This window comes from Streptomyces sp. O3 (genome assembly GCF_054788135.1).
In genome coordinates, this window is record NZ_JBTVYK010000007.1 from 79,850 (window position 1) to 102,628 (window position 22,779).

Here is a 22,779-nt window from a genome sequence, read left to right on the forward strand (position 1 = left end):
GTCGCGGTCGCTCAGCGCGCCTCGACCGGGACGAAGTCGCGCTCGACGTGGCCCGTGTAGATCTGGCGCGGGCGGCCGATGCGGGAACCCGGCTCCTTGATCATCTCGTGCCACTGGGCGATCCAGCCGGGCAGTCGGCCCAGCGCGAAGAGCACCGTGAACATCTCGGTCGGGAAGCCCATGGCCCGGTAGATCAGGCCGGTGTAGAAGTCCACGTTCGGGTAGAGCTTGCGCTCGACGAAGTAGTCGTCGGACAGCGCGTGCTCCTCCAGCTTGAGCGCGATGTCGAGGAGCTCGTCGGACTTGCCGAGCGCCGACAGCACATCGTGCGCGGCGGCCTTGATGATCTTGGCGCGCGGGTCGAAGTTCTTGTAGACCCGGTGGCCGAAGCCCATCAGGCGGACGCCGTCCTCCTTGTCCTTCACCTTGCGGATGAAGGTGTCGACGTCGTTGCCCGAGTCCCGGATGCCCTCCAGCATCTCCAGGACGGACTGGTTGGCGCCGCCGTGCAGGGGACCCCACAGCGCGGAGATGCCCGCGGAGATCGAGGCGAACATGTTCGCCTGCGAGGAGCCGACCAGGCGGACGGTGGAGGTCGAGCAGTTCTGCTCGTGGTCCGCGTGCAGGATCAGCAGCTTGTCGAGCGCGGAGACCACGACCGGGTCCAGCTCGTACTCGGCGGCGGGCACCGAGAACGTCATGCGCAGGAAGTTCTCGACGTAGCCGAGGTCGTTGCTCGGGTAGACGACCGGGTGGCCGACCGACTTCTTGTACGCGTAGGCGGCGATCGTCGGCAGCTTGGCGAGCAGCCGGATCGTCGACAGGTGGCGCTGCTTCTCGTCGAACGGGTTGTGGCTGTCCTGGTAGAACGTGGACAGCGCGCTGACCACGGAGGACAGCATCGCCATCGGGTGCGCGTCGCGCGGGAAGCCGTCGTAGAACCGCTTGACGTCCTCGTGCAGCAGCGTGTGCTGGGTGACCTCGTTACGGAACGTCGAGAGCTCGTCGACGGTCGGCAGGTCGCCGTTGATGAGCAGGTACGCCACCTCGAGGAAGGTGGAGCGCTCGGCCAGCTGCTCGATCGGGTAGCCGCGGTACCGCAGGATGCCCTGTTCGCCGTCGAGATAGGTGACCGCGGATTTATAGGCGGCGGTGTTGCCGTATCCGCTGTCCAGGGTCACCAGACCGGTCTGGGCCCGGAGCTTCCCGATGTCGAAGCCCTTGTCGCCGACGGTGCTGTCGATCACCGGGTAGGTGTACTCGCCATCGCCGTACCGCAGTACTACAGAGTTGTCGCTCACGTCATCCCTCACCGACGTTGTGCCTCTTCTTCGAGGTGCCCTGACTGTCTCTACCATCCCCCATTTGGCCCTGGAGAGTGCACTCGGGGTCGACCATTGGGCCTATTGGCGGCACTCAGTGCCGCCAGCCTGCTCATCCTGCCCCCTGAGACCCGGCTGCGGAACCCCTCCGTGACACACACCACCGAAATGATCGATCACTCGGGTGACGGCGCGCCACTCGGGGGGTCTACGGGGGTCCCCGGCCCGCTCTGGCCGCCGCGCAGACGGTGGGCGAGCGCGGTGCAGCGCTTGCCCGCCGAGACGGTGCGCACCGCCTGGCCGAGCGCCCGGCGGGAGCCGACCAGGACGACGAGCTTCTTGGCGCGGGTGACGGCGGTGTAGAGCAGGTTCCGCTGAAGCATCATCCAGGCCCCGGTGGTGACCGGGATCACCACGGCCGGGTACTCGCTGCCCTGGGAGCGGTGGATCGTCACCGCGTAGGCGTGCGCGAGTTCGTCGAGTTCGTCGAAGTCGTAGGGCACCTCCTCGTCCTCGTCGGTCAGGACCGTCAGCCGCTGTTCGTCGGCGTCGAGTGCGGTGACGACGCCGACCGTGCCGTTGAAGACGCCGTTCTCGCCCTTCTCGTAGTTGTTGCGGATCTGGGTGACCTTGTCGCCGACGCGGAAGACCCGGCCGCCGAACCGCTTCTCGGGCAGCTCGGGCCTGGCGGGGGTGATCGCCTGCTGGAGCAGGCCGTTGAGGGTGCCCGCCCCGGCCGGGCCGCGGTGCATGGGGGCCAGCACCTGGACGTCGCGCCGGGGGTCGAGCCCGAACTTGGCCGGTATGCGCCGGGCCGCGACGTCCACGGCGAGCTTCCCGGCGTCCTCGGTCTCGTCCTCGACGAAGAGGAAGAAGTCGTTCAGCCCCTGGGTGAGGGGCGGGACCCCGGAGTTGATGCGGTGCGCGTTGGTGACCACGCCGGACTGCTGGGCCTGGCGGAAGATCCTGGTCAGCCGGACCGCGGGGACCGGGCCGCCGTCGCTGAGCAGGTCCCGCAGCACCTCGCCCGCGCCGACGCTCGGCAGCTGGTCGACATCACCCACCAGGAGGAGATGGGCACCGGGTGCCACCGCCTTCACGAGCTTGTTGGCGAGCAGCAGGTCCAGCATGGACGCCTCGTCCACGACCACCAGGTCGGCGTCCAGCGGGCGGTCCCGGTCGTAGGCCGCGTCCCCGCCCGGCTTCAGTTCGAGCAGGCGGTGCACCGTGGAGGCCTCGGCGCCGGTCAGCTCGGCGAGCCGCTTGGCGGCCCGCCCGGTGGGGGCGGCGAGCACCACCTTGGCCTTCTTGGCGCGGGCCAGCTCCACGATCGAGCGCACCGTGAAGGACTTGCCGCAGCCGGGGCCGCCGGTGAGCACGGCGACCTTCCGGGTGAGGGCCAGCCGGACCGCCTGCTCCTGCTCCGGGGCGAGCTCGGCGCCGGTGCGGTCGGCGAGCCACGCCAGGGCCTTGTCCCAGGCCACGTCGGCGAAGGCGGGCATCCGGTCCTGGTCGGTGCGCAGCAGCCGCAGCACCTGGGCGGCCAGGGACAGTTCCGCCCGGTGGAAGGGCACCAGGTAGACGGCGGTGACCGGCTCCCCGCCGTCGGGGCCCGGCACCCGTTCCCGTACGACGCCCTCCTCGTCGGCCGCGAGTTCGGCCAGGCACTCGATGACCAGGCCGGTGTCGACCTGGAGCAGCTTCACGGCGTCCGCGATGAGCCGCTCCTCGGGCAGGAAGCAGTGCCCCTGGTCGGTGGACTGGGACAGGGCGTACTGGAGGCCCGCCTTGACCCGCTCCGGGCTGTCGTGCGGGATGCCGACGGCCTGGGCGATGCGGTCGGCGGTGAGGAAGCCGATGCCCCACACGTCGGCGGCCAGGCGGTAGGGCTGATTCTTCACTACGGAGATCGAGGCGTCGCCGTACTTCTTGTAGATGCGCACGGCGATGGAGGTGGAGACCTCGACGCCCTGGAGGAAGACCATCACCTCTTTGATGGCCTTCTGCTCCTCCCAGGCGGCGGCGATCTTCTTCGTGCGCTTCGGGCCGAGTCCGGGCACTTCGATGAGCCGCTTCGGCTCGGACTCGATGACGTCGAGGGTGTCCACGCCGAAGTGAGTGGTGATCCGGTCGGCCATCACCGGGCCGATGCCCTTGATCAGGCCCGAGCCGAGGTAGCGGCGGATGCCCTGGACGGTGGCGGGCAGCACCGTCGTGTAGTTCTCCACCGTGAACTGTTTGCCGTACTGGGGGTGCGAGCCCCAGCGGCCCTGCATGCGCAGCGACTCGCCGACCTGCGCGCCCAGCAGTGCGCCGACGACGGTCAGCAGGTCGCCCGCGCCGCGGCCGGTGTCGACCCGAGCGACCGTGTAGCCGTTCTCCTCGTTGGCGTAGGTGATCCGTTCCAGGACTCCCTCGACCACCGCCTGCTGAGGCTGGGGCGCTGTCGGCTGTGTGGACATGATCCGACGCTACCGCCGGAGTACGACAACGCGGGAAGCCTGTGGAAAACCCCGGTCCGGGGAAACTTCGAGGGGGTCCGGCCCGTCGGCCGGACCCCCTCGGTCTCCCCTCCCCTGTTCCCCCCTGTCAGGGCGTCTCGATCCCCCCGGATCGCCCCTCCCCGGAGGCCCTGACACCGTGTACGACCCACGTCACCCGGAAAGGGTTGTACGACTTCACGCGGTTATTTTTCCGGAGGGTCGACAGGGTCGGCGTTCCGGGGTGTTCGCGACAAACCGGGCGGCCGTCTCCGCGAGGACCTCGCGCCCGTCCCGCGCCCACAGGGCGTCGTTGAAGAGTTCCACCTCGATCGGGCCCGTGTACCCGGCCGCGTCCGCCTGGCGGCGCCAGTCGGCCAGGTCGACGGCCCCGTCGCCGAGTTGGCCGCGCCCGGTGAGCACCCCCTGCGGGAGGGGCGTGACCCAGTCGGCCAGCTGGAAGGCGTGCAGTCGGCCGCCCTGCCCCGCCCGGACGAGCTGGGCGGGCGCCAAGTCGTCCCACCAGACGTGGTACGTGTCCACGCACACGCCCACCTGACCGGCCGGGAAGCGCTCCGCCAGGTCGAGCGCCTGGCCGAGCGTGGAGACCACGCAGCGGTCGGCGGCGTACATCGGGTGCAGCGGCTCGATGGCCAGCCGGACGCCGCGGTCCGCCGCGTAGGGGGCCAGTTCGGCCAGCGCGTCCGCGACGCGCTCCCGCGCCCCGTGCAGGTCGCGGCTGCCGGGCGGCAGGCCGCCGGAGACCAGGACCAGGGTGTCGGTGCCGAGCGCCGCGGCCTCGTCGATCGCCGCCTTGTTGTCGTCGACGGCCGCCACGCGCGCGTGGGCGTCGATCGCGGTGAGGAAGCCGCCGCGGCAGAGCGTGGTGACGGCGAGCCCCGCGCCCCGTACCAGCCGGGCCGCCTGCTCGACCCCGTACTCCTGGACCGGCTCGCGCCACAGGCCGACGCCGGGGATGCCCGAGGCCGCGCAGGACGTGACCAGTTCGGGGAGCGTGAGCTGTCTGACCGTCATCTGGTTGACGCTGAAGCGGGCCAGGTCGGGGGCGCGGGTCTCGCTGGCGGGGCTCACTGGTCCACTCCGTGCACGGTGAGGAGGGCCTTGATCCGGGCCTCGGCCAGCGCCGGGTCGGGGAACAGGCCGAGTCCGTCGGCGAGTTCGTACGCGCGCGCCAGATGCGGCAGGGAGCGCGCCGACTGGAGGCCGCCGACCATCGAGAAGTGCCGCTGGTGGCCCGCCAGCCAGGCCAGCAGCACCACGCCCGTCTTGTAGAAGCGGGTGGGCGGTGCGAACAGGTGGCGGGACAGCGCGACCGTCGGGTCCAGCAGCTCCCGGAAGCCCTTGGCGTCGCCGGTGTCCAGGGTGCGCACGGCCTGCGCGGCCAGCGGCCCGAGCGGGTCGAAGATCCCCAGCAGGGCGTGGCTGAAGCCGCGTTCGTCGCCCTCGATCAGCTCGGGGTAGTGGAAGTCGTCGCCGGTGTAGCAGCGCACGCCCTCGGGCAGGCGGCGGCGCAGCGCGACCTCGCGCCCGGCGTCCAGGAGCGAGACCTTGATGCCGTCGACCTTGTCCGGGTGCGCGGCGATGACCTCCAGAAAGGTCTCGGTCGCGGCGTCCAGGTCGGACGACCCCCAGTAGCCCTCAAGGGCCGGGTCGAACATCGGGCCGAGCCAGTGCAGGATCACCGGCTCGGCGGCCTGGCGCAGCAGGCGCCCGTACACCTGGAGGTAGTCCTCGGGGCCGCGGGCGGCGGTGGCGAGGGCCCTGGACGCCATCAGGACGGCCTGCGCCCCCGCGTCCTCGACGACGGCGAGCTGCTCCTCGTAGGCGGCCCGCACCGCGTCCAGCGAGCCCGCGGGACCGGCCGCGAGCTGGTCGGTGCCGACCCCGCAGGCGATGCGTCCGCCGGTCGCGCGCGCCTCGGCGGCGGACCGCCTGATCAGTTCGGCGGCCACCGGCCAGTCCAGGCCCATGCCCCGCTGGGCGGTGTCCATCGCCTCGGCGACGCCGAGCCCGTGCGACCACAGGTGGCGGCGGAAGGCGAGGGTCGCGTCCCAGTCGACGGCGGCCGGTGAGTCGGGGGACGCGGGCGAGGTGTCGGCGTACGGGTCGGCGACCACATGCGCGGCCGAGAAGACCGTACGGGAGACGAGCGGGGCGCCGTCGGCGACGGCGAGGGGCTCGGGGCGGGGCGTGTAGGCGTAGACGCCGCCACGCGCGCGTGGCAGGAGGACGGTCACCGCGACAGCTCCGGGACGTCGAGGCGGCGGCCCTCGGCTGACGACTTCAGGCCCAGCTCGGCGAGTTGCACGCCGCGCGCGCCCGCGAGCAGGTCCCAGTGGTAGGGCGCGCCGGTGTGGACGTGCCGCAGGAACAGCTCCCACTGGGCCTTGAAGCCGTTGTCGAAGCCGTCGGACCCGGCGGGCAGGTTGTCCGGGACCTCCTGCCACTGGTCGCGGAAGGACTCGGTCGCCGGCAGGTCCGGGTTCCACACCGGCTTGGGGGTCGCGCTGCGGTGCTGGACGCGGCAGTCGCGCAGGCCCGCGACGGCCGAGCCCTCGGTGCCGTCGACCTGGAACTCGACCAGCTCGTCGCGGTTCACCCGCACCGCCCAGGAGGAGTTGAACTGCGCGACCACGCCGCCGTCCAGCTCGAAGACGCCGTAGGCGGCGTCGTCGGCGGTGGCGTCGTACGGCTTGCCGCGCTCGTCCCAGCGCTGCGGGATGTGGGTCGCGGTGAGCGCCTGGACGGTGCGGACCCGGCCGAACAGCTCGTGCAGCACGTACTCCCAGTGCGGGAACATGTCGACGACGATGCCGCCGCCGTCCTGGGCGCGGTAGTTCCAGCTGGGGCGCTGGGCCTCCTGCCAGTCGCCCTCGAAGACCCAGTAGCCGAACTCGCCCCGCACCGACAGGACGCGGCCGAAGAAGCCGCCGTCGATCAGCCGCTTCAGCTTGAGCAGGCCCGGCAGGAACAGCTTGTCCTGGACGACGCCGTGCTTGACGCCCGCGGCGTCGGCGAGGCGGGCCAGCTCCAGTGCGCCGTCCAGGCCGGTGGCGGTCGGCTTCTCGGTGTAGAGGTGCTTGCCCGCGGCGATCGCCTTGCGCAGCGCCTGTTCGCGGGCGGATGTGACCTGCGCGTCGAAGTAGACGTCGACCGTGTCGTCGGCGAGTACGGCGTCCAGGTCGGTGGAGTAGTGCTCCAGGCCGTGCCGTTCGGCGAGCGCGCGCAGCGCGTGTTCCCTGCGGCCGACGAGTACCGGCTCCGGCCAGAGCACGGTGCCGTCGCCGAGGTCGAGGCCGCCCTGCTCGCGCAGCGCGAGGATCGAGCGGACCAGGTGTTGGCGGTAGCCCATCCGCCCGGTTACGCCGTTCATGGCGATGCGCACCGTCTTGCGTGTCACGAGTGTCCCTCTCCGCCGTGCTCAGGAGCGCCCGCCCTGCCGTACAGCACCGGATAGCAAGCGCTTTCTATCGGGAGAAAAGCTAGCCTGATCCACATGACCTGGACAAGACGTCCGGCGAACTCGGCGGCGCGGGGCGTCGCGACGCGTGACCGAGCGGCTCTGGGAGGCCCGAGATGACCGTGACCCTGGCGGATGTGGCGGCCCGCGCCCAGGTCTCCCCGGCGACCGTCTCGCGCGTGCTGAACGGCAACTACCCGGTCGCCGAGGCCACGCGGGAGCGGGTGCTGAGCGCGGTCGCCGAGCTGGACTACGTACTCAACGGCCCGGCCAGCTCGCTCGCCGCCGCCACGTCCGATCTGGTCGGCATCCTCGTCAACGACATCGCCGACCCGTTCTTCGGCATCATGGCCGGAGCCGTCCAGTCCGAGATCGGCGGCCCCGGCGGCCGGGCGGGCGGCGAGCGCCTCGCGGTGGTGTGCAACACGGGCGGCTCCCCCGAGCGCGAACTGACCTATCTCACGCTCCTCCAGCGCCAGCGCGCCGCCGCGGTGGTCATCACCGGCGGCGCCGTCGAGGGCGCCGAGCATGCGGCGGCACTCGGCGCCAAGCTGCGGCGGCTGACCGACGCCGGGACGCGGGTCGTGCTGTGCGGGCGGCCGCCCGCGCCCGACACCGGGGCCGTCGCGCTCACCTTCGACAACCGGGGCGGCGGACGCGAGTTGACCGCCCACCTCCTGTCCCTGGGCCACCGGCGGATCGGCTACATCGCGGGCCCCGAGGAGCGCACGACCACCCGGCACCGGCTGGAGGGCCACCGCGAGGCCCTCGCCGCCGCGGGCCTTCCGACCGGGCCCGAGCTCACCGCGCACGGGCCCTACGACCGCGCGTCCGGCTACCGGGCGGTCGACGAACTGCTGCGGCGGGCCCCGGATCTGACGGCGATCGTGGCCGCCAACGACACCGTGGCACTGGGCGCCTGCGCCGCGCTGCGCGAGCGCGGGCTGCGCGTCCCCGCCGACGTGTCGGTCGCGGGCTTCGACGATCTGCCGTTCAGCGTGGACGCCGCCCCGGCGCTCACCACCGTACGGCTGCCGCTGCACGACGCCGGGGCGCGGGCCGGGCGGATCGCGGCGGGCCGCGAGCAGGAGCCGCCGGACGGTCTGGCCGTGGTGCACGGCGAGCTGACGGTACGGGCCTCCACGGCCCCGCCGCGCGCCTGACCCCTCGACGGGACCCGCACCAGCGACGCGGCCCGCCTTGCCCGCCGAGAGCCCGCGCCCCCTATCTCAGCTATGTAGCGCTGGTACGAGGCGGCACCCCCGCTGCAGGACCTACTCGGCCCAGGCCGCGAGCGCCCGTCCCGGCTGCTGAACGAGGCGGCCTGAATCCGGCGCGCCCGCGACTGGTCTCACGACGGCGTGGCCGAGGAGCGCACGCCGAGCCACTGCTCGGCGCCGTAGGCCTCGAACCGCTCCGCCTCGGTGAACCCCAGCTTCGCCGCGAGGCGCATCGAGCGGACGTTGGCGGTCTGGGTGGCGAGCACCACCGGCTCGCCCGGCAACGCGCCCGCGAACCAGCCGAGTGCCGCCGCGCACGCCTCGGCGGCGTACCCGTATCCCCATGCCTCCGGCAGCAGCAAGTAGCCGAGTTCGACCTTCCCGGCGGCCTGGCGAATGTGTCCCGTATCCCGGTAGAGGGTGATCTGGCCGATCATCGCCCCGTCGAGGTCGACCACGAAGCGACCGGGGCGGCGCTCAGGCATCTCGGGGACGGAGCGTTCGAGGTCATCGCGCGGCTGGGGCCCACCGAGGTAGGTATGCACCTCAGGCGACGCGAGCAGTTCGACGAACGCCGCACGGTCCCGGACCTCGGGCTCGCGGAGTACGAGCCGTTCGGTCTTTATCGGGGCGGGCGGCCAGGCGACGGGTCCGAGTTCAGCCATAGCGGGCACGCTAGCGCACGCCCGTGACGCCGCTCGCAGGGCCGATCAGGCCGTGCTGTGGGCCTTGGACTCGATGTGGTTGGCTTCGCCGTCGAGTTCCAGGTGCAGGGCCGTGTCGGGCCCGCGTACCCGGCCGTGTCCGAGCGATCTTCCCCCTCCCCGGGGTTGCCCCCACTCCGCTCCCGTGCCCACGGGATGAAATCCCCGCCCCCCGGTGTTGGTGCCTTGCGGCAGCACAGGTGGAAACGGGAGGCGGCACGGGTGAGCGGGGCGGAGCAACAAGGCTGGGCGCGGCGGCTGGCCGGGTACGCGTGGCGGTACCCGAAGGACGTGCTGCTCGCGCTCGGGGCCTCGCTCGGCGGGATGGCCGTGATGGCGCTCGTTCCGCTCATCACCAAGGTGATCATCGACGATGTCATCGATACGCGACAGCGCTCGCTGGCCGTCTGGACCGGGCTGCTGCTGGCCGCCGCGGTCGTCGTGTACGTACTGACGTACATCCGGCGGTACTACGGCGGGCGGCTCGCGCTCGACGTCCAGCACGACCTCCGTACGGACATGTTCGGCGCTGTCACCAGGCTCGACGGGCGGCGGCAGGACGAGCTGTCCACCGGGCAGGTCGTCGGGCGGGCCACCAGTGATCTCCAGCTGATCCAGAGTCTGCTCTTCATGCTGCCGATGACCATCGGCAACTTCCTGCTCTTCGCCATCTCGCTGGCGATCATGGCGTGGCTGTCGCTGCCGCTGACCCTGGTCGCGCTCGCCGTCGCGCCCGCCCTGTGGTTCATCGCCAAGCGCAGCAAGACCCGGCTGCACCCCGCCACCTGGTACGCGCAGGCCCAGGCGGCCGCGGTGGCCGGTGTCGTGGACGGCGCGGTGTCCGGGGTGCGGGTCGTCAAGGGGTTCGGGCAGGAGGAGCAGGAGACCGGGAAGCTCAGGGAGGTCGGGCGGAGGCTGTTCGCGGGGCGGCTGCGGACGATCCGGTTCAACGCGCGGTACACCCCGGCGCTGCAGTCCGTACCGGCGCTCGGGCAGGTCGCGATGCTGGCGCTGGGCGGCTGGCTGGCGGTGCGGGGCGAGATCACGCTCGGCACGTTCGTCGCGTTCTCGACGTATCTGGCGCAGCTGGTCGGGCCGGTGCGGATGCTGGCCATGGTGCTCACCGTGGGGCAGCAGGCGCGCGCCGGTGTCGAGCGGGTGCTCGATCTGATCGACACCGAGCCGTTCATCGAGGACGGCCGCAAGGAGCTTCCCGCGGACGCTCCGGCCACGGTCGAGTTCGACGCGGTCGGATTCTCGTATGAGTCCACCAAGTCCGCGGACTCGGCGGACTCGGCGGGCTCGGCGGGCTCGGCGGGCGGGGGCGGCTCCACGACTCGGCCCGTGCTCGACGGGTTCTCGCTGGAGATCCGTCCCGGTGAGACCGTCGCCGTGGTCGGGTCGTCCGGGAGCGGCAAGTCGACGGTCTCGCTGCTGCTGCCGCGCTTCTACGACGTGACGCACGGGGCCGTGCTGGTCGGCGGGCACGATGTGCGCGAGCTGACCCTCGCGTCCCTGCGGGCCGCCGTCGGGCTGGTCCCCGAGGACAGTTTCCTGTTCTCGGACACGGTACGGGCGAACATCGCGTACGGGGTCCCCGACGCCACCCAGGAGCAGATCGAGACCGCCGCGCGCGCCGCCCAGGCGCATCGTTTCATCGCCGAGCTGCCGGACGGCTACGACACCACGGTCGGCGAACACGGCCTGACCCTCTCCGGCGGCCAGCGCCAGCGCATCGCGCTGGCGCGGGCGATCCTCACCGATCCCCGGCTGCTGCTCTTGGACGACGCCACCTCGGCCGTCGACGCGCGCGTGGAGCACGAGATCCACGAGGCGCTGCGGGGCGTCATGGCCGGGCGTACGACGCTGCTCATCGCGCACCGCCGCTCCACGCTCAACCTCGCCGACCGCATCGCCGTACTGGACGGCGGGCGGCTCGCCGACATCGGCACTCACGAGGAGCTGGAGCGCCGCTCGGCCCTGTACCGGCGGCTGCTGACCGACCCGGACGAGCTCGGCGGCGTATCGCCTGGTCACACGCCGCCCACCGCCCCCGAGCCGCTGGAGGACACCTCGGTACGGGATGAGCTGGACGCCGAGTTCGACGCCGAGCGGGGCATCACGCCGCGCCTGTGGACCGGCGACCGCGAGCCCAGGGACGCCGCGCTGTCGGGCTCTCCGGCGACCCCGGAGCTGCTCGCGCAGGTCGACGCGCTGCCTCCGGCGGCCGACACCCCGGACATCGACGAGGCGCGGGCGGTCGCGCCCGAGGAGTCGTACGGGCTGCGCAGGCTGCTGCGCGGCTTCGGTCTTCCGCTGCTGCTGGCCCTGGCGCTGGTCGCCGTCGACGCGGGCATGGGCCTGCTGCTGCCGGTGCTGATCCGGCACGGCATCGACGAGGGCGTGCAGCAGACCGCGCTCGGCGCGGTGTGGGCCGCGGCGGTGCTCGCGCTGCTGACCGTGCTGATCCAGTGGGGCGCGCAGATCGGCGAGATCCGGATGACGGGCCGTACCGGCGAGCGCATCCTGTACTCGCTGCGCCTGAAGATCTTCGCGCAGTTGCAGCGGCTGGGGCTCGACTACTACGAGCGTGAGCTGACCGGGCGGATCATGACCCGGATGACCACGGACGTGGACGCGCTGTCCACCTTCTTGCAGACGGGGCTCGTCACCGCCTTCGTGTCCGTCGTCACCTTCCTCGGCATCATGGTCGCGCTGCTGGTGATCGATGTGGGGCTCGCCCTGGTGGTCTTCGCGACCCTCCCCGTCCTGATCGTCGGGACGTACTTCTTCCGCAAGTCGAGCGTGAAGGCGTACGAGCTCGCCCGCGAGCGGGTGTCTCTGGTCAACGCCGACCTCCAGGAGTCGGTGTCCGGGCTGCGGATCGTGCAGGCCTTCGGGCGCGAGCGCACCGGCTACGCGCGGTTCGTCGAGCGCAGCGACGACTACCGGCGGGCGCGTGTCCGCGGCCAGTGGCTGATCTCGGTGTACTTCCCGTTCGTGCAGCTGCTGTCGTCGGCGGCCGCGGCGGCCGTGCTGATCGTGGGCGCGGGCCGGGTGGAGGCCGGGACCCTGACGACCGGTGCGCTGGTCGCGTACCTGCTCTACATCGAGCTGTTCTTCGCGCCCGTGCAGCAGCTGTCGCAGGTCTTCGACGGCTACCAGCAGGCGGCCGTCTCGCTCGGCCGCATCCAGGAGCTGCTGCGGGAGCCGACCTCGACCGCCGCGGCCGACGAGCCGCTCGACGTGCCGTCCCTGCGGGGCGAGATCGCCTTCGAGGACGTGCACTTCTCGTACGGCGAAGACGGCGCGGGCAGCACGGGCGACGCGGGCGGCACGGGCGGCGAATACGGCGCACGCGGTGACGGCGACAGCCGCGGCAACGGCGGCAACGGCGGCGGCAAGGAGGCGGCGCTGAGCGACGTCGCGCTGCGCATCCCGGCGGGCCAGACGGTCGCGTTCGTCGGCGAGACCGGCGCGGGCAAGTCGACCCTGGTCAAGCTGGTCGCCCGGTTCTACGACCCGACCAGCGGCCGGGTCGTCGTCGACGGCACGGATCTGCGCGCCCTCGACCTGACCGCGTACCGGCACCGGCTCGGGGTCGTCCCGCAGGAGGCGTACCTGTTCGCGGGCACGGTGCGCGACGCGATCGCGTACGGCCGCCCGGAGGCGACCGACGCCCAAGTGGAGGCCGCGGCACGGGCGGTCGGCGCGCACGACATGATCGCCACGCTGGACGGCGGCTATCTGCACGAGGTCACCGAGCGCGGCCGCAACCTCTCGGCCGGGCAGCGGCAGCTGATCGCCCTGGCCAGGGCCGAGTTGGTCGACCCCGACATCCTGCTGCTCGACGAGGCCACGGCCGCGCTCGACCTGGCCACCGAGGCGCAGGTCAACCAGGCCACCGAGCGCGTCGCGGGCCGCCGTACCACGCTGGTCGTCGCGCACCGGCTGACCACGGCGGCGCGCGCGGACCGGGTGGTGGTGATGGACCACGGCCGGGTCGCCGAGGACGGCACGCACGAGGAACTCCTGGCCCTGGACGGCCGGTACGCGCGGCTGTGGCGGACGTTCGTGGGCGAACCCGAGTCGGCGGCGGCGTAAGGCGGTCCAGAGAGCTGAGCTGAGAGGCCGGGAACGGATCGGTTGCACAATCCGTTCGACAATTGTGCAACCGTTCGCCCAACCCGCCGCGTCCGTACCTCTGTACGCTGCCGAGCGCGGGAGGGGCGCCTGTGTGCTGTGGGGAGACGACCGCACGCCGCGGGCGCTGGCCGGTCCGCGGGCGCTGGCTGATCCGCGGGCGCTGGCCGCTCTACGCCGCCGCGCTGGCGGCGGCTTTGCTGCTCGGGCTGACAGGGCCCGGCATCGGGCAGGCGCACGCCGCCGGGCCCTGCCCCGGCAAGAAGATGCGCACGCTGTCGTTCTCCACCGGCGCCGTGCACGTCTACAAGAGCCGCGGCTTCGTGTGCGCCCTCACCCGGCCCAAGAAGGCGGGAAAGCGCCAGTACATGTCCGTCAGCGTGCAGGCGCGCGGCGGCCGCGCGGTACCGGACGCGGACTGGTTCACGCAGTACGCGGGCCCGGTCAAGGTCTACGCGGGCAATCGCTGCGTATGGGTCAGAGGGAAGGTCGGCAGGGGATCGGTCAGCTCTGGCTGGATCTTGTGCTGAACCACAGCCAACTCACAGCCAAAGCATGGCCAAAGCACAGCCGAATCGCCCGCAACGGACACAAACGACTCAATTCCCCTCTGGTGTCAGGTGAGTTGCTCCGATAGGTTCCGGCGGACATCCGTGAACCCAGGGGAGGGTGCATGCGTAAGGCGCTCAGATGGCTGCTGTCGCTCGTGGTGCTCATAGGCACCATGAGCGCGGCCGGGGCGGCCACCGCCGCCGAGCCGGAGGCGACCGACATCAAGGACCGGCTCCTCGCGATACCGGGCATGAGCCTGATCGAGGAGAAGCCGTACGACGGCTACCGGTACTTCGTCCTCAACTACACCCAGCCGGTCGACCACTGGCGGCCGTACAAGGGGACGTTCCAGCAGCGACTGTCCGTGCTGCACAAGGACACCGACCGCCCGACGGTCTTCCACACCTCGGGCTACCACCTCTACACCAACCCGTACCGCGCCGAGCCGACGCGGATCATCGACGGCAACCAGGTGGCGATGGAGTACCGCTTCTTCGAGCCGTCCCGTCCGGACCGGGCCAACTGGTCCAACCTGAACATCCGGCAGGCGGCCGCCGACCAGCACCGCATCTTCAAGGCCCTGAAGCCGATCTACAGCAAGAACTGGCTGTCCACCGGCGGCTCCAAGGGCGGCATGACGGCCACGTACTACGAGCGCTTCCACCCGAACGACATGGACGGCGTGGTCGCCTACGTCGCGCCCAACGACGTGGTGAACCGCGAGGACTCGGCGTACGACCGCTTCTTCGAGAACGTCGGCACCAAGGAGTGCCGCGACGCCCTCAACGCGGTGCAGCGCGAGGCGCTGGTGCGCCGTGAGCCGCTGAAGAAGCGCTACGCGACCTGGGCGGCCGAGAACGGCGCCACCTTCAACACCGTCGGCAGCCTGGACAAGTCCTTCGAGGCCGTCGTGGCCGACATGGTGTGGGCCTTCTGGCAGTACAGCTCGGAGTCGGACTGCAAGGACGTGCCCACCGCGGCCACCGCCACCGACCAGGAGATCTACGACTACGTGGACGAGATCTCCGGCTTCTCCTTCTACACCGACCAGGGCCTGGAGCCGTACACGCCGTACTACTACCAGGCGGGCACCGAGCTGGGCTCCCCGGACATCAAGCAGCCGCACCTGAACGGCCTTTCCCGCTACGGCTACCAGGCGCCGCGCGAGTTCGTGCCGCGTGACATCCCGATGTGGTTCCGGCCCTGGAAGATGCGGAGCGTCGACACCTGGGTGCGGCACAACGCCGAGCGCATGATGTTCGTCAACGGCGAGAACGACCCGTGGGGCGCCGAGCCGTTCCGCCTCGGCAAGCGCGCCAAGGACTCGTACGTCTACGTGGCCCCCGGCGCCAACCACGGCGCCAACGTCGCGTCCCTGAAGCCGGACGAGCGCGCCAAGGCCACGGCCTCGATCCTGGAGTGGGCGGGCGTCGCCCCGTCGTCGGTCAAGGCCGACGAGAAGAAGGCCAAGCCGCTGGCCAAGTACAACGCGAAGCTCGACAAGCGCGACCTCAGGCGGGAACTCCCGATGCGCCGCTGACACCCGACGCGTCCTCTCCCACCCGGTCCTGGTGACCGCGCCGCGCCCGCCGCCGTCCGAGGCGGCGGGCGCGGTGTCGTGTGTACGAGGCGCGATGCGGGGCGGGGCCGGACCGGGCGGTGCGTCGGCTGATGTCCACTCGTAAGCTGCCGCCATGACCGAGATCCAGAACCTGACTCCCCGCGACGCCTTCGAGCTGCTCATGGCCGGTAACCAGCGCTTCGTCTCAGGCGCCCCCGAGCACCCGAACCAGGACGCCGTCCGCCGCGCCGAGATCGCACCGGCCCAGCAGCCCTTCGCCGTGCTGTTCGGGTGCTCCGACTCCCGGCTGGCCGCCGAGATCATCTTCGACCGCGGTCTGGGCGACCTGTTCGTGGTGCGCACCGCGGGGCATGTCGCCGGTGCGGAAGTCCTCGGCACCGTCGAATACGGCGTGAGCGTGCTCGACGCCCCGCTCGTCGTCGTGCTCGGCCACGACTCGTGCGGGGCCGTCGCAGCCGCCACTGCCGCGGCCGACGGCGGCACGGTGCCCGGCGGCTTCGTCCGCGACGTCGTCGAGCGGGTGACGCCGAGCGTGCTGGCAGCCCGCGCCGCCGGACGCGACCAGGCCGACGAGATCCTGGCCGAGCACATCGGGAACACCGTGGACCTGCTGCTCGAACGCTCCCGCATCCTTGCCGAACGGGTGGCCGACGGCCGCCTCGCCGTGGTGGGGCTGTCCTACCGGCTGGCCGACGGCAGTGCGCAACTCGTCGCCTCTCACGGCCTGGACGCGGCGGTCTCCGCGTCCTGACCGCCCCGGCCGTGGCCGCCCCTGCCTGATTCGCCCCGGCGGCCACGCGTCCAGCGCCGTTCCCCGCGCCGACCTGGCGCGGGGAACGGGGAGCGGGGAGCGGGGAGTGGGGAGCGGGGAGTGGGGAGCGGGTTACGAGGTGCGCCGGGGCCCCGCGGCGCGGCGGAGCCGGTTGGCGATCGCCAGCCCCAGCCCCTCCTCCGTCGGCAGGGACGCGACAATGAGGTCGCACCCCCGCTGGTCGAGTTCGCGCAGGAACCCGTACAGCCCCCGCGCATAGGCGGCCGTCGAATCGGGGACCCGCACCACCGCGTCCGCCTTCACCTCAGCGTCGGCGAAGGGAGCAGGAAGAAAGACGCCCACCCGGTGACCCAGCTCCCGCGCCGTCTCCGCTTCGGCGACGACCTTCTCCGGCTCGACCAGGACGACCCGCGCACGCGGCGCGTAGTGAGAGGGATGCTGGCCCGGCACCCGGACGCGGCTGGTCGCGGGGACCGCGAGCGGGTACCCCAGCACCGCTTCGAGTTCCTCGCGCGTCACCCCGCCGGGCCGCAGGACGGTCGGGAGCTCGCCGGTGACGTCGACGATGGTCGACTCGACACCGACCTCGCAGGGGCCGCCGTCCAGCACGAAATCGACGGCGTCACCGAGCTCGGCACGCACGTCGTCCGCGGTCGTGGGGCTCACCGAGCCGAAGCGGTTGGCGGACGGCGCCGTGACACCGCCGCCGAAGGCCGACAGCAGCGCGAGCGCCAGGGGGTGGTCGGGCACGCGCACGGCCACCGTTTCCAGGCCGCCGGTCGCCTCCAGGGGCACCCGGCGACCACGCCGCAAAACCAGCGTGAGAGGCCCCGGCCAGAAGCGTTCGGCCAGCAGGCGGGCCGTCGCGGGCAGGTCCTCGACCCAGTCGGCCAGGTGCTCCGCGCTCCCGAGGTGGACGATCAGCGGGTGGGAAGGCGGACGTCCCTTGACCTGGAAGATACGCGAGACGGCGGCGGGGTCCTCGGCGTTGGCGCCCAGGCCGTAGACGGTCTCGGTCGGGAGAGCCACCAGACCGCCGGCGCGCAGCACACCGGCCGCCTTCTCGATGTCACTGGTTCTTGACGTCACCCTCGCCATCCTAGGCAACGCGACCCGGCCCGTGCCGCGCGCGGACCGCGGCGCCCCCCGGCGCACCGCACGCCACCACCGGCCGCTCCGCCGGACAGGTTAAAGATCAAGCTAGGTTGCGCCCTTGCGAGAGCGGTTGCCGGAGGCGGCGCCGGTGTTCAGGGCGTTGGCCAGTTGGGCGCGGGAGCGTACGTCCAGCTTCTGGTAGATGCGGGTCAGCCGGGCCTCCACGGTCTTGACGCTCAGGAACAGCCGGGCCGCGGCCTCCTGGTTGCTCGCCCCCTGGCCGACCAGGTGCGCCAGCCGCGACTCGGCCTCCGTCAGCTGCGGCAGCGCGCCGCCGTCCACGGGCGAGGCGGTCTCGGCGCGCGCGGGACGCGGCGGGCCCTCCGCCGCCAGCTCCAGCCAGGGCGCGGCCCCCGCCCGCTCGAAGACCGCGGCGGCCGCCTGGAGCGCCTGCTGCGCGGCCGACCGGCGTCGGCGGCGGCGCTCCACGCGGGCCAGCGCGATGAGACAGCGCCCCTGTTCCAGCGGCAGGCCGTGCGCGGCGAACTTCTCCGCCGTCTCCGCCAGCAGCCCGGCCGCCTCCTCGGGTTTGCCGCCCGCGGCCAGACACAGCGCGTACACCCGGTCGAAGCCCAGCAGCACGGTCGTACGGCCCAGCCGCTCGGCCACCGGGCCGACGTCCACGAGCAGCGTCCGGGCCTCGTCCGGCGCGTCGTTGGCGAGCAGGGCCTCCGCCAGTTCCTCGTGCCAGCGCAGCATGGACGGGTCGACCGTCCCGTGGGCGTGCTGTCCCTCCTGCACCCGGCGCAGCGTCTCCAGCGCGCACGCCACATCGCCCGTCGCCAACTGCACCCGGCCCAGGGCGTACAGGCTGCGGGAGAGGAAGACGTGGTCGCCTTCCTCCTGTGACGCCTGGGCGCTGCGCCGGGCGTAGCTCGCGGCGCGGGCGAAGCTGCCGCCCGCGGTCTCGGCCACCGCCAGCGCGAACCAGGCGGGTCCCGGCGACAGACCGGCCTCCAGGGTCAGCGCCAGCGACCGTTCGGCGTGCGACAGCGCGGCCGCGCACTGGCCTTGGCGCGCCTCCACCTCGGCCAGGGTGTGGAACAGTTCGATGGAGTCCTCGACCGGGCCGCGCCGCTCCACCAGGGGGACCAGTGTGTGCAGCAGGGCGCGGGCCTCCCGCAGCCGGTCGTCAAAGAGGGCATGACGGATCGTCAGGATCTGTGCGGTGTTGCGGACGCCCTGCGGCCCGTCGGCCGTCTCCAGGGCGCACGCTTCGGCGAGCGTCTTCTCGGCCCCTGGGGCACCCAACACGCGGTCCACTCTGGCCTGTTGGGTCAGCGCCTGCGCGGCGGTGTGCCGGTCCCCCGCCGCGGACGCGAGCCGGGCGGCCTCCACGGCGGCGGCCCGCGAGCGCGCCGGGTCCCCGTCGGCCAGTACGTATTTGACCGCGAGCCGCAGCAGCACCGCGGCCCGCAGGCCGGAGTCGCCTTCGGAGTCCTCCATCGCGTGGGCGTAGAGCTCGTCGAGGTCGGTCAGTCCCTGCCCCGCCGTGTCCAGTACGGCGAGCCGGGCGCGTACCCGGTCGGCGGGCTCGGCGTCGCGGGCGAGCAGTTCGTCGGCCGCGCGCAGCGCCAGGTCGGCGCGGGCGGCGCTCGCGGCCTCCTGGGCGGCCCGCGTCAGCCGGGCCAGCTTGCGGTCGGCCGACGGGCCGGGCGTCGACTCCGCGGCGAGCAGGGCCAGTTCGGCCGCGAGGGTGTTGTCGCCGCGTCGGCGTGCCGCGTCCGCGGCGTCGGCGACCTCGGCGGCGAGCCGCTCGTCGGGGCCGTCGGCGGCCAGGGCCCGGTGCCGTACGGCCTGCACGGGGTCGTCGACGACGGCGGACAGCGCCGCGTGGCCCTGTCTGCGGACCGTCCAGCTGGTGTCGTGGACGAGGGTCGAGGGCAGCAGCCCGGCGGTGAACGCCACCGCCCCGTCCTCCGTCAGCGTGACCAGACCGGCCCGCTCGGCCGTGGCCAGCTCCGCCTCGGCGTCCGGGCGTCCGGCCCGCCGGATCAGCGACGCGGTCGGCCGCAGCGCGAGCGCGGCGAGCAGCAGCGAGTGCCGTACGGAGGGGCAGGCGGCGGCCAGCATCCGGCGCGCCAGGTCTCGGGCGCGCCCGGACAGCGGCAGCGCCTCGGCGTGGTGCACGGGTGTCGTGGCGTCCGCGAGGGATCTGCCGACGGCGAGGGCGATCCGTGGGTTGCCGCCGCTGGCGCGGTGGATGCGGCCCGCCATCCGGGAGGGCAGCCGGTGGTGGACGAGGAGTTCGGCGATGGCGTCGGCGTGCAGCGGCGGCACCAGCAGCACATCGGCCTCGGACGGCACCCACAGGGGGAACCCTCCGGGGTCCATGGCCCCGGAGGCCGACGTCGGCGTCGGCTGCGGCTGCCACAGTGGGTCCGGCGACGACTCCGGCGAGCGCCGCGGCCGGGGCGGACGCGTCGACTGCGGCGGGCGCTGCGACTCCGGGCGCGGCTCCGGCTGCCACAGCGGGGCCAGCGACTCCGGCGAACGCTCCGGCTGCGGCTGCGGCGTATGAGGGTAATCCGTGCGGGGAGTCCGCGGCGGCGGCCGCCTCTCCGCGTCGTCCGGACGCTCCGACGCGGGTACGGGCGCCGCCCGTTCGACGGGCGGCCGCGGTGTCGGAGCGCACGACGCCGGGGGCTCGACCGCGAGCACCCGCAGTTCGGGCGGGGCGAGTTGGAGCGCGAAGCGCAGCAGGTCCGCGCTCTGAGCGTCGATGAGCTGGGCGTCGTCGATGACGAGGAGCACGGTCCCCCGAGCGGCGAGGTTGCGCAGGACGCGCGCGATGCCGAGCCGCAGCGCGATCGGGTCCAGGGCCGCGTCGGGAGCCTCGGCCTCCCGGCAGAGCACCGCGACCGCGGTCCGCTGCGGCTCCGGCAGCCCGTCCAGCGCGAACGCGGGGACGGAGGAGACGAGCGCGGCGGCGGCCGCGCCGGGTATCCCGCGGTCCGCGGGCTGCGGTGCGAGCCACACCACGGTCTCACCCGCCGCGGCGAAGCTCGCCGCGGCGGCCTGGGCGACCTCGGTCTTGCCGACGCCGACCGCCCCGGTGAGCAGGGCGCGGCCCCGGCTGTTCAGTACGCCCGTCAGGCGGGTGAGAAGGTCGCCGCGCCCGACGGGCGTGGCGCGCTCCGGTGTCGGCTTCACCCTGGCCACCCTCCCCGGAACCGGTCCGCGCGGCCCCCTGTTCTCCGCGAGGTTCTCCGCGAGTTGAGCAGAGGATACGAAGTAGGCCAGCGGAATCCAGGCCCCTTGTCCACGATGTGGACCACAGGGCGCGGGCGCCGGGGACGACGGGACGGGGCGCGCCCGCGGCCGACCGCCGCGGACACGCCCCTGACCAGTGTGGATACCGGTTGTCCGAGTGGATCAGAAGGTGAGGCTCCAGGAGTCGATGTAGCCGGTGTCACCCCAGTACACATCCTGGACCCGCAGTTTCCAGTCACCGGCGGCGAGCTCCGAAGAGGCGTCGACCGTGTACGTGGCGTGCACGTCGTCGGCCGAGTCACCGCTGTTCGAGTTCTTCAGCCGGTACGCGGTGCCGTCCGGTGCGATGAGGTCGATGACCAGGTCGCCGCGGTAGGTGTGCACGATGTCCACCCCGACCTTCAGGTCGGACGGGGCGTTTCCGGTCAGACCGGTCGTCGAGATCAGGGATTCGACGGTGGACCTGTCCGAGAGGGTGACGTTCGAGGTGTTGGTGAAGGTGCCGCCGTCGCCGTCACCGCCGCCGGTCTCGCCTCCGGTGACCGCCGCGACGGTCTTGGCGGCGTCGGCGATGCCCGCGCCGCAGCCGCCGGAGCAGGTGCCGGGCACCGGGCGGGCGTTGTCCTTGAGCGCGGTCTCGATCTCGGCGGGGGTCAGCGAGGAGTCGGCCGACTTCAGCAGCGCGGCGAGGCCCGCGATGTGCGGGGCGGCCATCGAGGTGCCCATGTACGGCTCGTAGTTCTCCGCGGACTGGGTGGTCGCGCCGGAGTTCAGCGTCGAGAGGATGCCGTTCTCGGGGGTGGTGACGGTGCCCGGAGTGTCGCTCGCGCGCCGGACCTCGCCGCCGGGGGCGGAGATGTCGATGCCGCTGCCGTAGTTCGAGTAGAAGGCGCGGTTGCCCTCACGGCTGGTGGCCGCCACGTTGATGACGCCCGCGCAGTTGGCGGGCGTGAAGCCGGAGACGTCGGCGTTGCTGTTGCCCGCCGCGACGACGACCGCGGTGCCGCGCGAGACCGCGCCCTTGATGGCGTTGCGGTAGACCGTCGGGCAGGTGTTGCTGGCGCCGCCGAGGCTCAGGTTGATCACCTGGGACGGGTTGGGGTTGGCCGGGACGCCCGGCACCGAGCCGCCCGAGGCCCAGGTGATGGCGTCGGCGATGTCCGCCGACGAGCCGCCGCACTTGCCGAGCACGCGTACGTGCTGGACCTTCGCCCCGTAGGCGACGCCGGCCACGCCCTTGCCGTTGTTCGCGGTCGCGGCGATGGTGCCCGCGACGTGCGTGCCGTGCCAGGACGAGTCGCTCGCGCGGGAGCCGGAGTAGCACTCGTTGTCGGTGGCGTTCCAGTCGCCCTCGTCCGTCGGGTCGCTGTCGCGGCCGTTGCCGTCGCGGGCGTCGCCGGAGTCGGTGATGAAGTCGTAGCCGGACACGGTGTTCGCGCTCAGGTCGCTGTGCGCGGCGTAGCCGGTGTCGATGACGGCGACGGTGACGCCGCTGCCCGTGGTGGTGTCCCAGGCGCCGGGCACGTTCATGCCGCCGGTGGGCTCGAAGAAGTCCCACTGCTTGGCGTAGTCCGTGTCGTTCGGGTCGACGGCCGTGGGGTAGGCACGGATGTCGGGCTCGACGGACGCGACGGACGAGTCCGCACGGAAGGCCTTCATGACCTCCGTGACGTCCTTGGAGTCGGCGTCGTCGCCGAGGTCGACCAGCGCGGCGCCGTCGGCCAGCCGCCGTTCGAAGGACAGCTTCTCGCCGGTCTTCTTGCCCTTCTCGGCGGCGTCCTTCTTCGCCGCGGAGTTCGAGTTCGCCTCGGTGGCCCGTGACTTGTAGGTCACGATGACCTTCTCCACGGGAGCGTCGTCGGGCGTGCCCGGATCCATGGTCTGGGACGCGGGGGCGAGGGGGCGGTCGGATGGGCCCGTCGTAGCGGCGAGCGCCGCGGACGAGGTGGCGGTCACGCCGAGGATTGTGGCGCTGGCGGCCACGACGGATATGAGTCTCCGCCTGGAACCGTTCACGGTGATCCCTTTCAGGGGCCGCTCCGGCGACGCCCGGAGCAGCGGTCGGTGCGGTACGCGAGCGGGCGGCGCGAGGAATCGCGGTGCGTCGTGGGGGGTGCGTCCGCGATCCCTTGGGCTGGGTAGGCCCGTGCGCCGC

Annotated in this window: 14 protein-coding genes; 5 read left to right on the top strand and 9 right to left on the bottom strand. The window is 72.5% G+C overall.

Annotated features, from left to right (window positions below; translation table 11 throughout):
- Window positions 1-11: 11 nt before the first annotated feature.
- The 5 genes from ACX6XY_RS06075 to ACX6XY_RS06095 all read right to left on the bottom strand — a co-directional run bounded on the left by ACX6XY_RS06075 (window position 12) and on the right by ACX6XY_RS06095 (window position 7,223).
- Window positions 12-1,301 carry a citrate synthase gene (locus tag ACX6XY_RS06075; RefSeq protein WP_460327205.1) on the bottom strand — a complete coding sequence of 430 codons (1,290 nt, stop codon included), beginning with the start codon at window positions 1,299-1,301 and terminating at the stop codon, window positions 12-14.
- Window positions 1,302-1,498: 197 nt separating this feature from the next.
- Complete coding sequence (recD2, locus tag ACX6XY_RS06080; RefSeq protein ID WP_460327207.1) at window positions 1,499-3,784, bottom strand: SF1B family DNA helicase RecD2; 2,286 nt, start codon at window positions 3,782-3,784, stop codon at window positions 1,499-1,501.
- A 216-nt stretch (window positions 3,785-4,000) separates the two neighbouring features.
- Window positions 4,001-4,837 (bottom strand): sugar phosphate isomerase/epimerase family protein, encoded by an 837-nt coding sequence (locus ACX6XY_RS06085; protein ID WP_460327287.1) that lies wholly within the window; start codon window positions 4,835-4,837, stop codon window positions 4,001-4,003.
- 53 nt (window positions 4,838-4,890) lie between these two features.
- Window positions 4,891-6,060, bottom strand: a complete 1,170-nt coding sequence (locus ACX6XY_RS06090; protein WP_460327209.1) for a dihydrodipicolinate synthase family protein — start codon at window positions 6,058-6,060, stop codon at window positions 4,891-4,893.
- Window positions 6,057-7,223 carry a Gfo/Idh/MocA family protein gene (locus ACX6XY_RS06095; RefSeq protein ID WP_460327210.1) on the bottom strand — a complete coding sequence of 389 codons (1,167 nt, stop codon included), beginning with the start codon at window positions 7,221-7,223 and terminating at the stop codon, window positions 6,057-6,059. Before ACX6XY_RS06095 ends, ACX6XY_RS06090 begins: the two co-directional genes overlap by 4 nt.
- 176 nt (window positions 7,224-7,399) lie before the next feature.
- Between ACX6XY_RS06095 and ACX6XY_RS06100 the strand changes: the two genes are divergently transcribed.
- Window positions 7,400-8,446, top strand: coding sequence for a LacI family DNA-binding transcriptional regulator (locus ACX6XY_RS06100; RefSeq protein WP_460327213.1), 1,047 nt, complete (start codon window positions 7,400-7,402; stop codon window positions 8,444-8,446).
- Between the two features lie 188 nt (window positions 8,447-8,634).
- Here ACX6XY_RS06100 and ACX6XY_RS06105 read toward each other — a convergent pair whose 3' ends face one another.
- On the bottom strand, window positions 8,635-9,168 hold the full coding sequence (locus tag ACX6XY_RS06105) for a GNAT family N-acetyltransferase (protein WP_460327215.1): 534 nt from the start codon (window positions 9,166-9,168) through the stop codon (window positions 8,635-8,637).
- A gap of 261 nt (window positions 9,169-9,429) precedes the next feature.
- Here ACX6XY_RS06105 and ACX6XY_RS06110 point away from each other — a divergent pair, with 261 nt between their 5' ends.
- The 4 genes from ACX6XY_RS06110 to ACX6XY_RS06125 all read left to right on the top strand — a co-directional run bounded on the left by ACX6XY_RS06110 (window position 9,430) and on the right by ACX6XY_RS06125 (window position 16,235).
- Window positions 9,430-13,311, top strand: a complete 3,882-nt coding sequence (locus ACX6XY_RS06110; RefSeq protein ID WP_460327217.1) for an ABC transporter ATP-binding protein — start codon at window positions 9,430-9,432, stop codon at window positions 13,309-13,311.
- A gap of 131 nt (window positions 13,312-13,442) precedes the next feature.
- Window positions 13,443-13,880 (top strand): hypothetical protein, encoded by a 438-nt coding sequence (locus tag ACX6XY_RS06115; protein WP_460327219.1) that lies wholly within the window; start codon window positions 13,443-13,445, stop codon window positions 13,878-13,880.
- Window positions 13,881-14,023: 143 nt separating this feature from the next.
- Complete coding sequence (locus tag ACX6XY_RS06120) at window positions 14,024-15,442, top strand: S28 family serine protease (protein ID WP_460327220.1); 1,419 nt, start codon at window positions 14,024-14,026, stop codon at window positions 15,440-15,442.
- 154 nt (window positions 15,443-15,596) lie between these two features.
- Window positions 15,597-16,235 (top strand): carbonic anhydrase, encoded by a 639-nt coding sequence (locus ACX6XY_RS06125; RefSeq protein WP_460327221.1) that lies wholly within the window; start codon window positions 15,597-15,599, stop codon window positions 16,233-16,235.
- 132 nt (window positions 16,236-16,367) lie between these two features.
- Here ACX6XY_RS06125 and ACX6XY_RS06130 read toward each other — a convergent pair whose 3' ends face one another.
- From ACX6XY_RS06130 to ACX6XY_RS06140, 3 genes are all read right to left on the bottom strand, one after another.
- On the bottom strand, window positions 16,368-17,354 hold the full coding sequence (locus tag ACX6XY_RS06130; RefSeq protein WP_460327222.1) for an L-threonylcarbamoyladenylate synthase: 987 nt from the start codon (window positions 17,352-17,354) through the stop codon (window positions 16,368-16,370).
- Window positions 17,355-17,456: 102 nt separating this feature from the next.
- Window positions 17,457-20,564: a helix-turn-helix transcriptional regulator gene (locus ACX6XY_RS06135; RefSeq protein WP_460327224.1), complete on the bottom strand. Its 3,108-nt coding sequence runs from the start codon at window positions 20,562-20,564 to the stop codon at window positions 17,457-17,459.
- Window positions 20,565-20,786: 222 nt separating this feature from the next.
- Complete coding sequence (locus ACX6XY_RS06140; RefSeq protein WP_460327288.1) at window positions 20,787-22,607, bottom strand: S8 family peptidase; 1,821 nt, start codon at window positions 22,605-22,607, stop codon at window positions 20,787-20,789.
- Window positions 22,608-22,779: the final 172 nt, after the last annotated feature.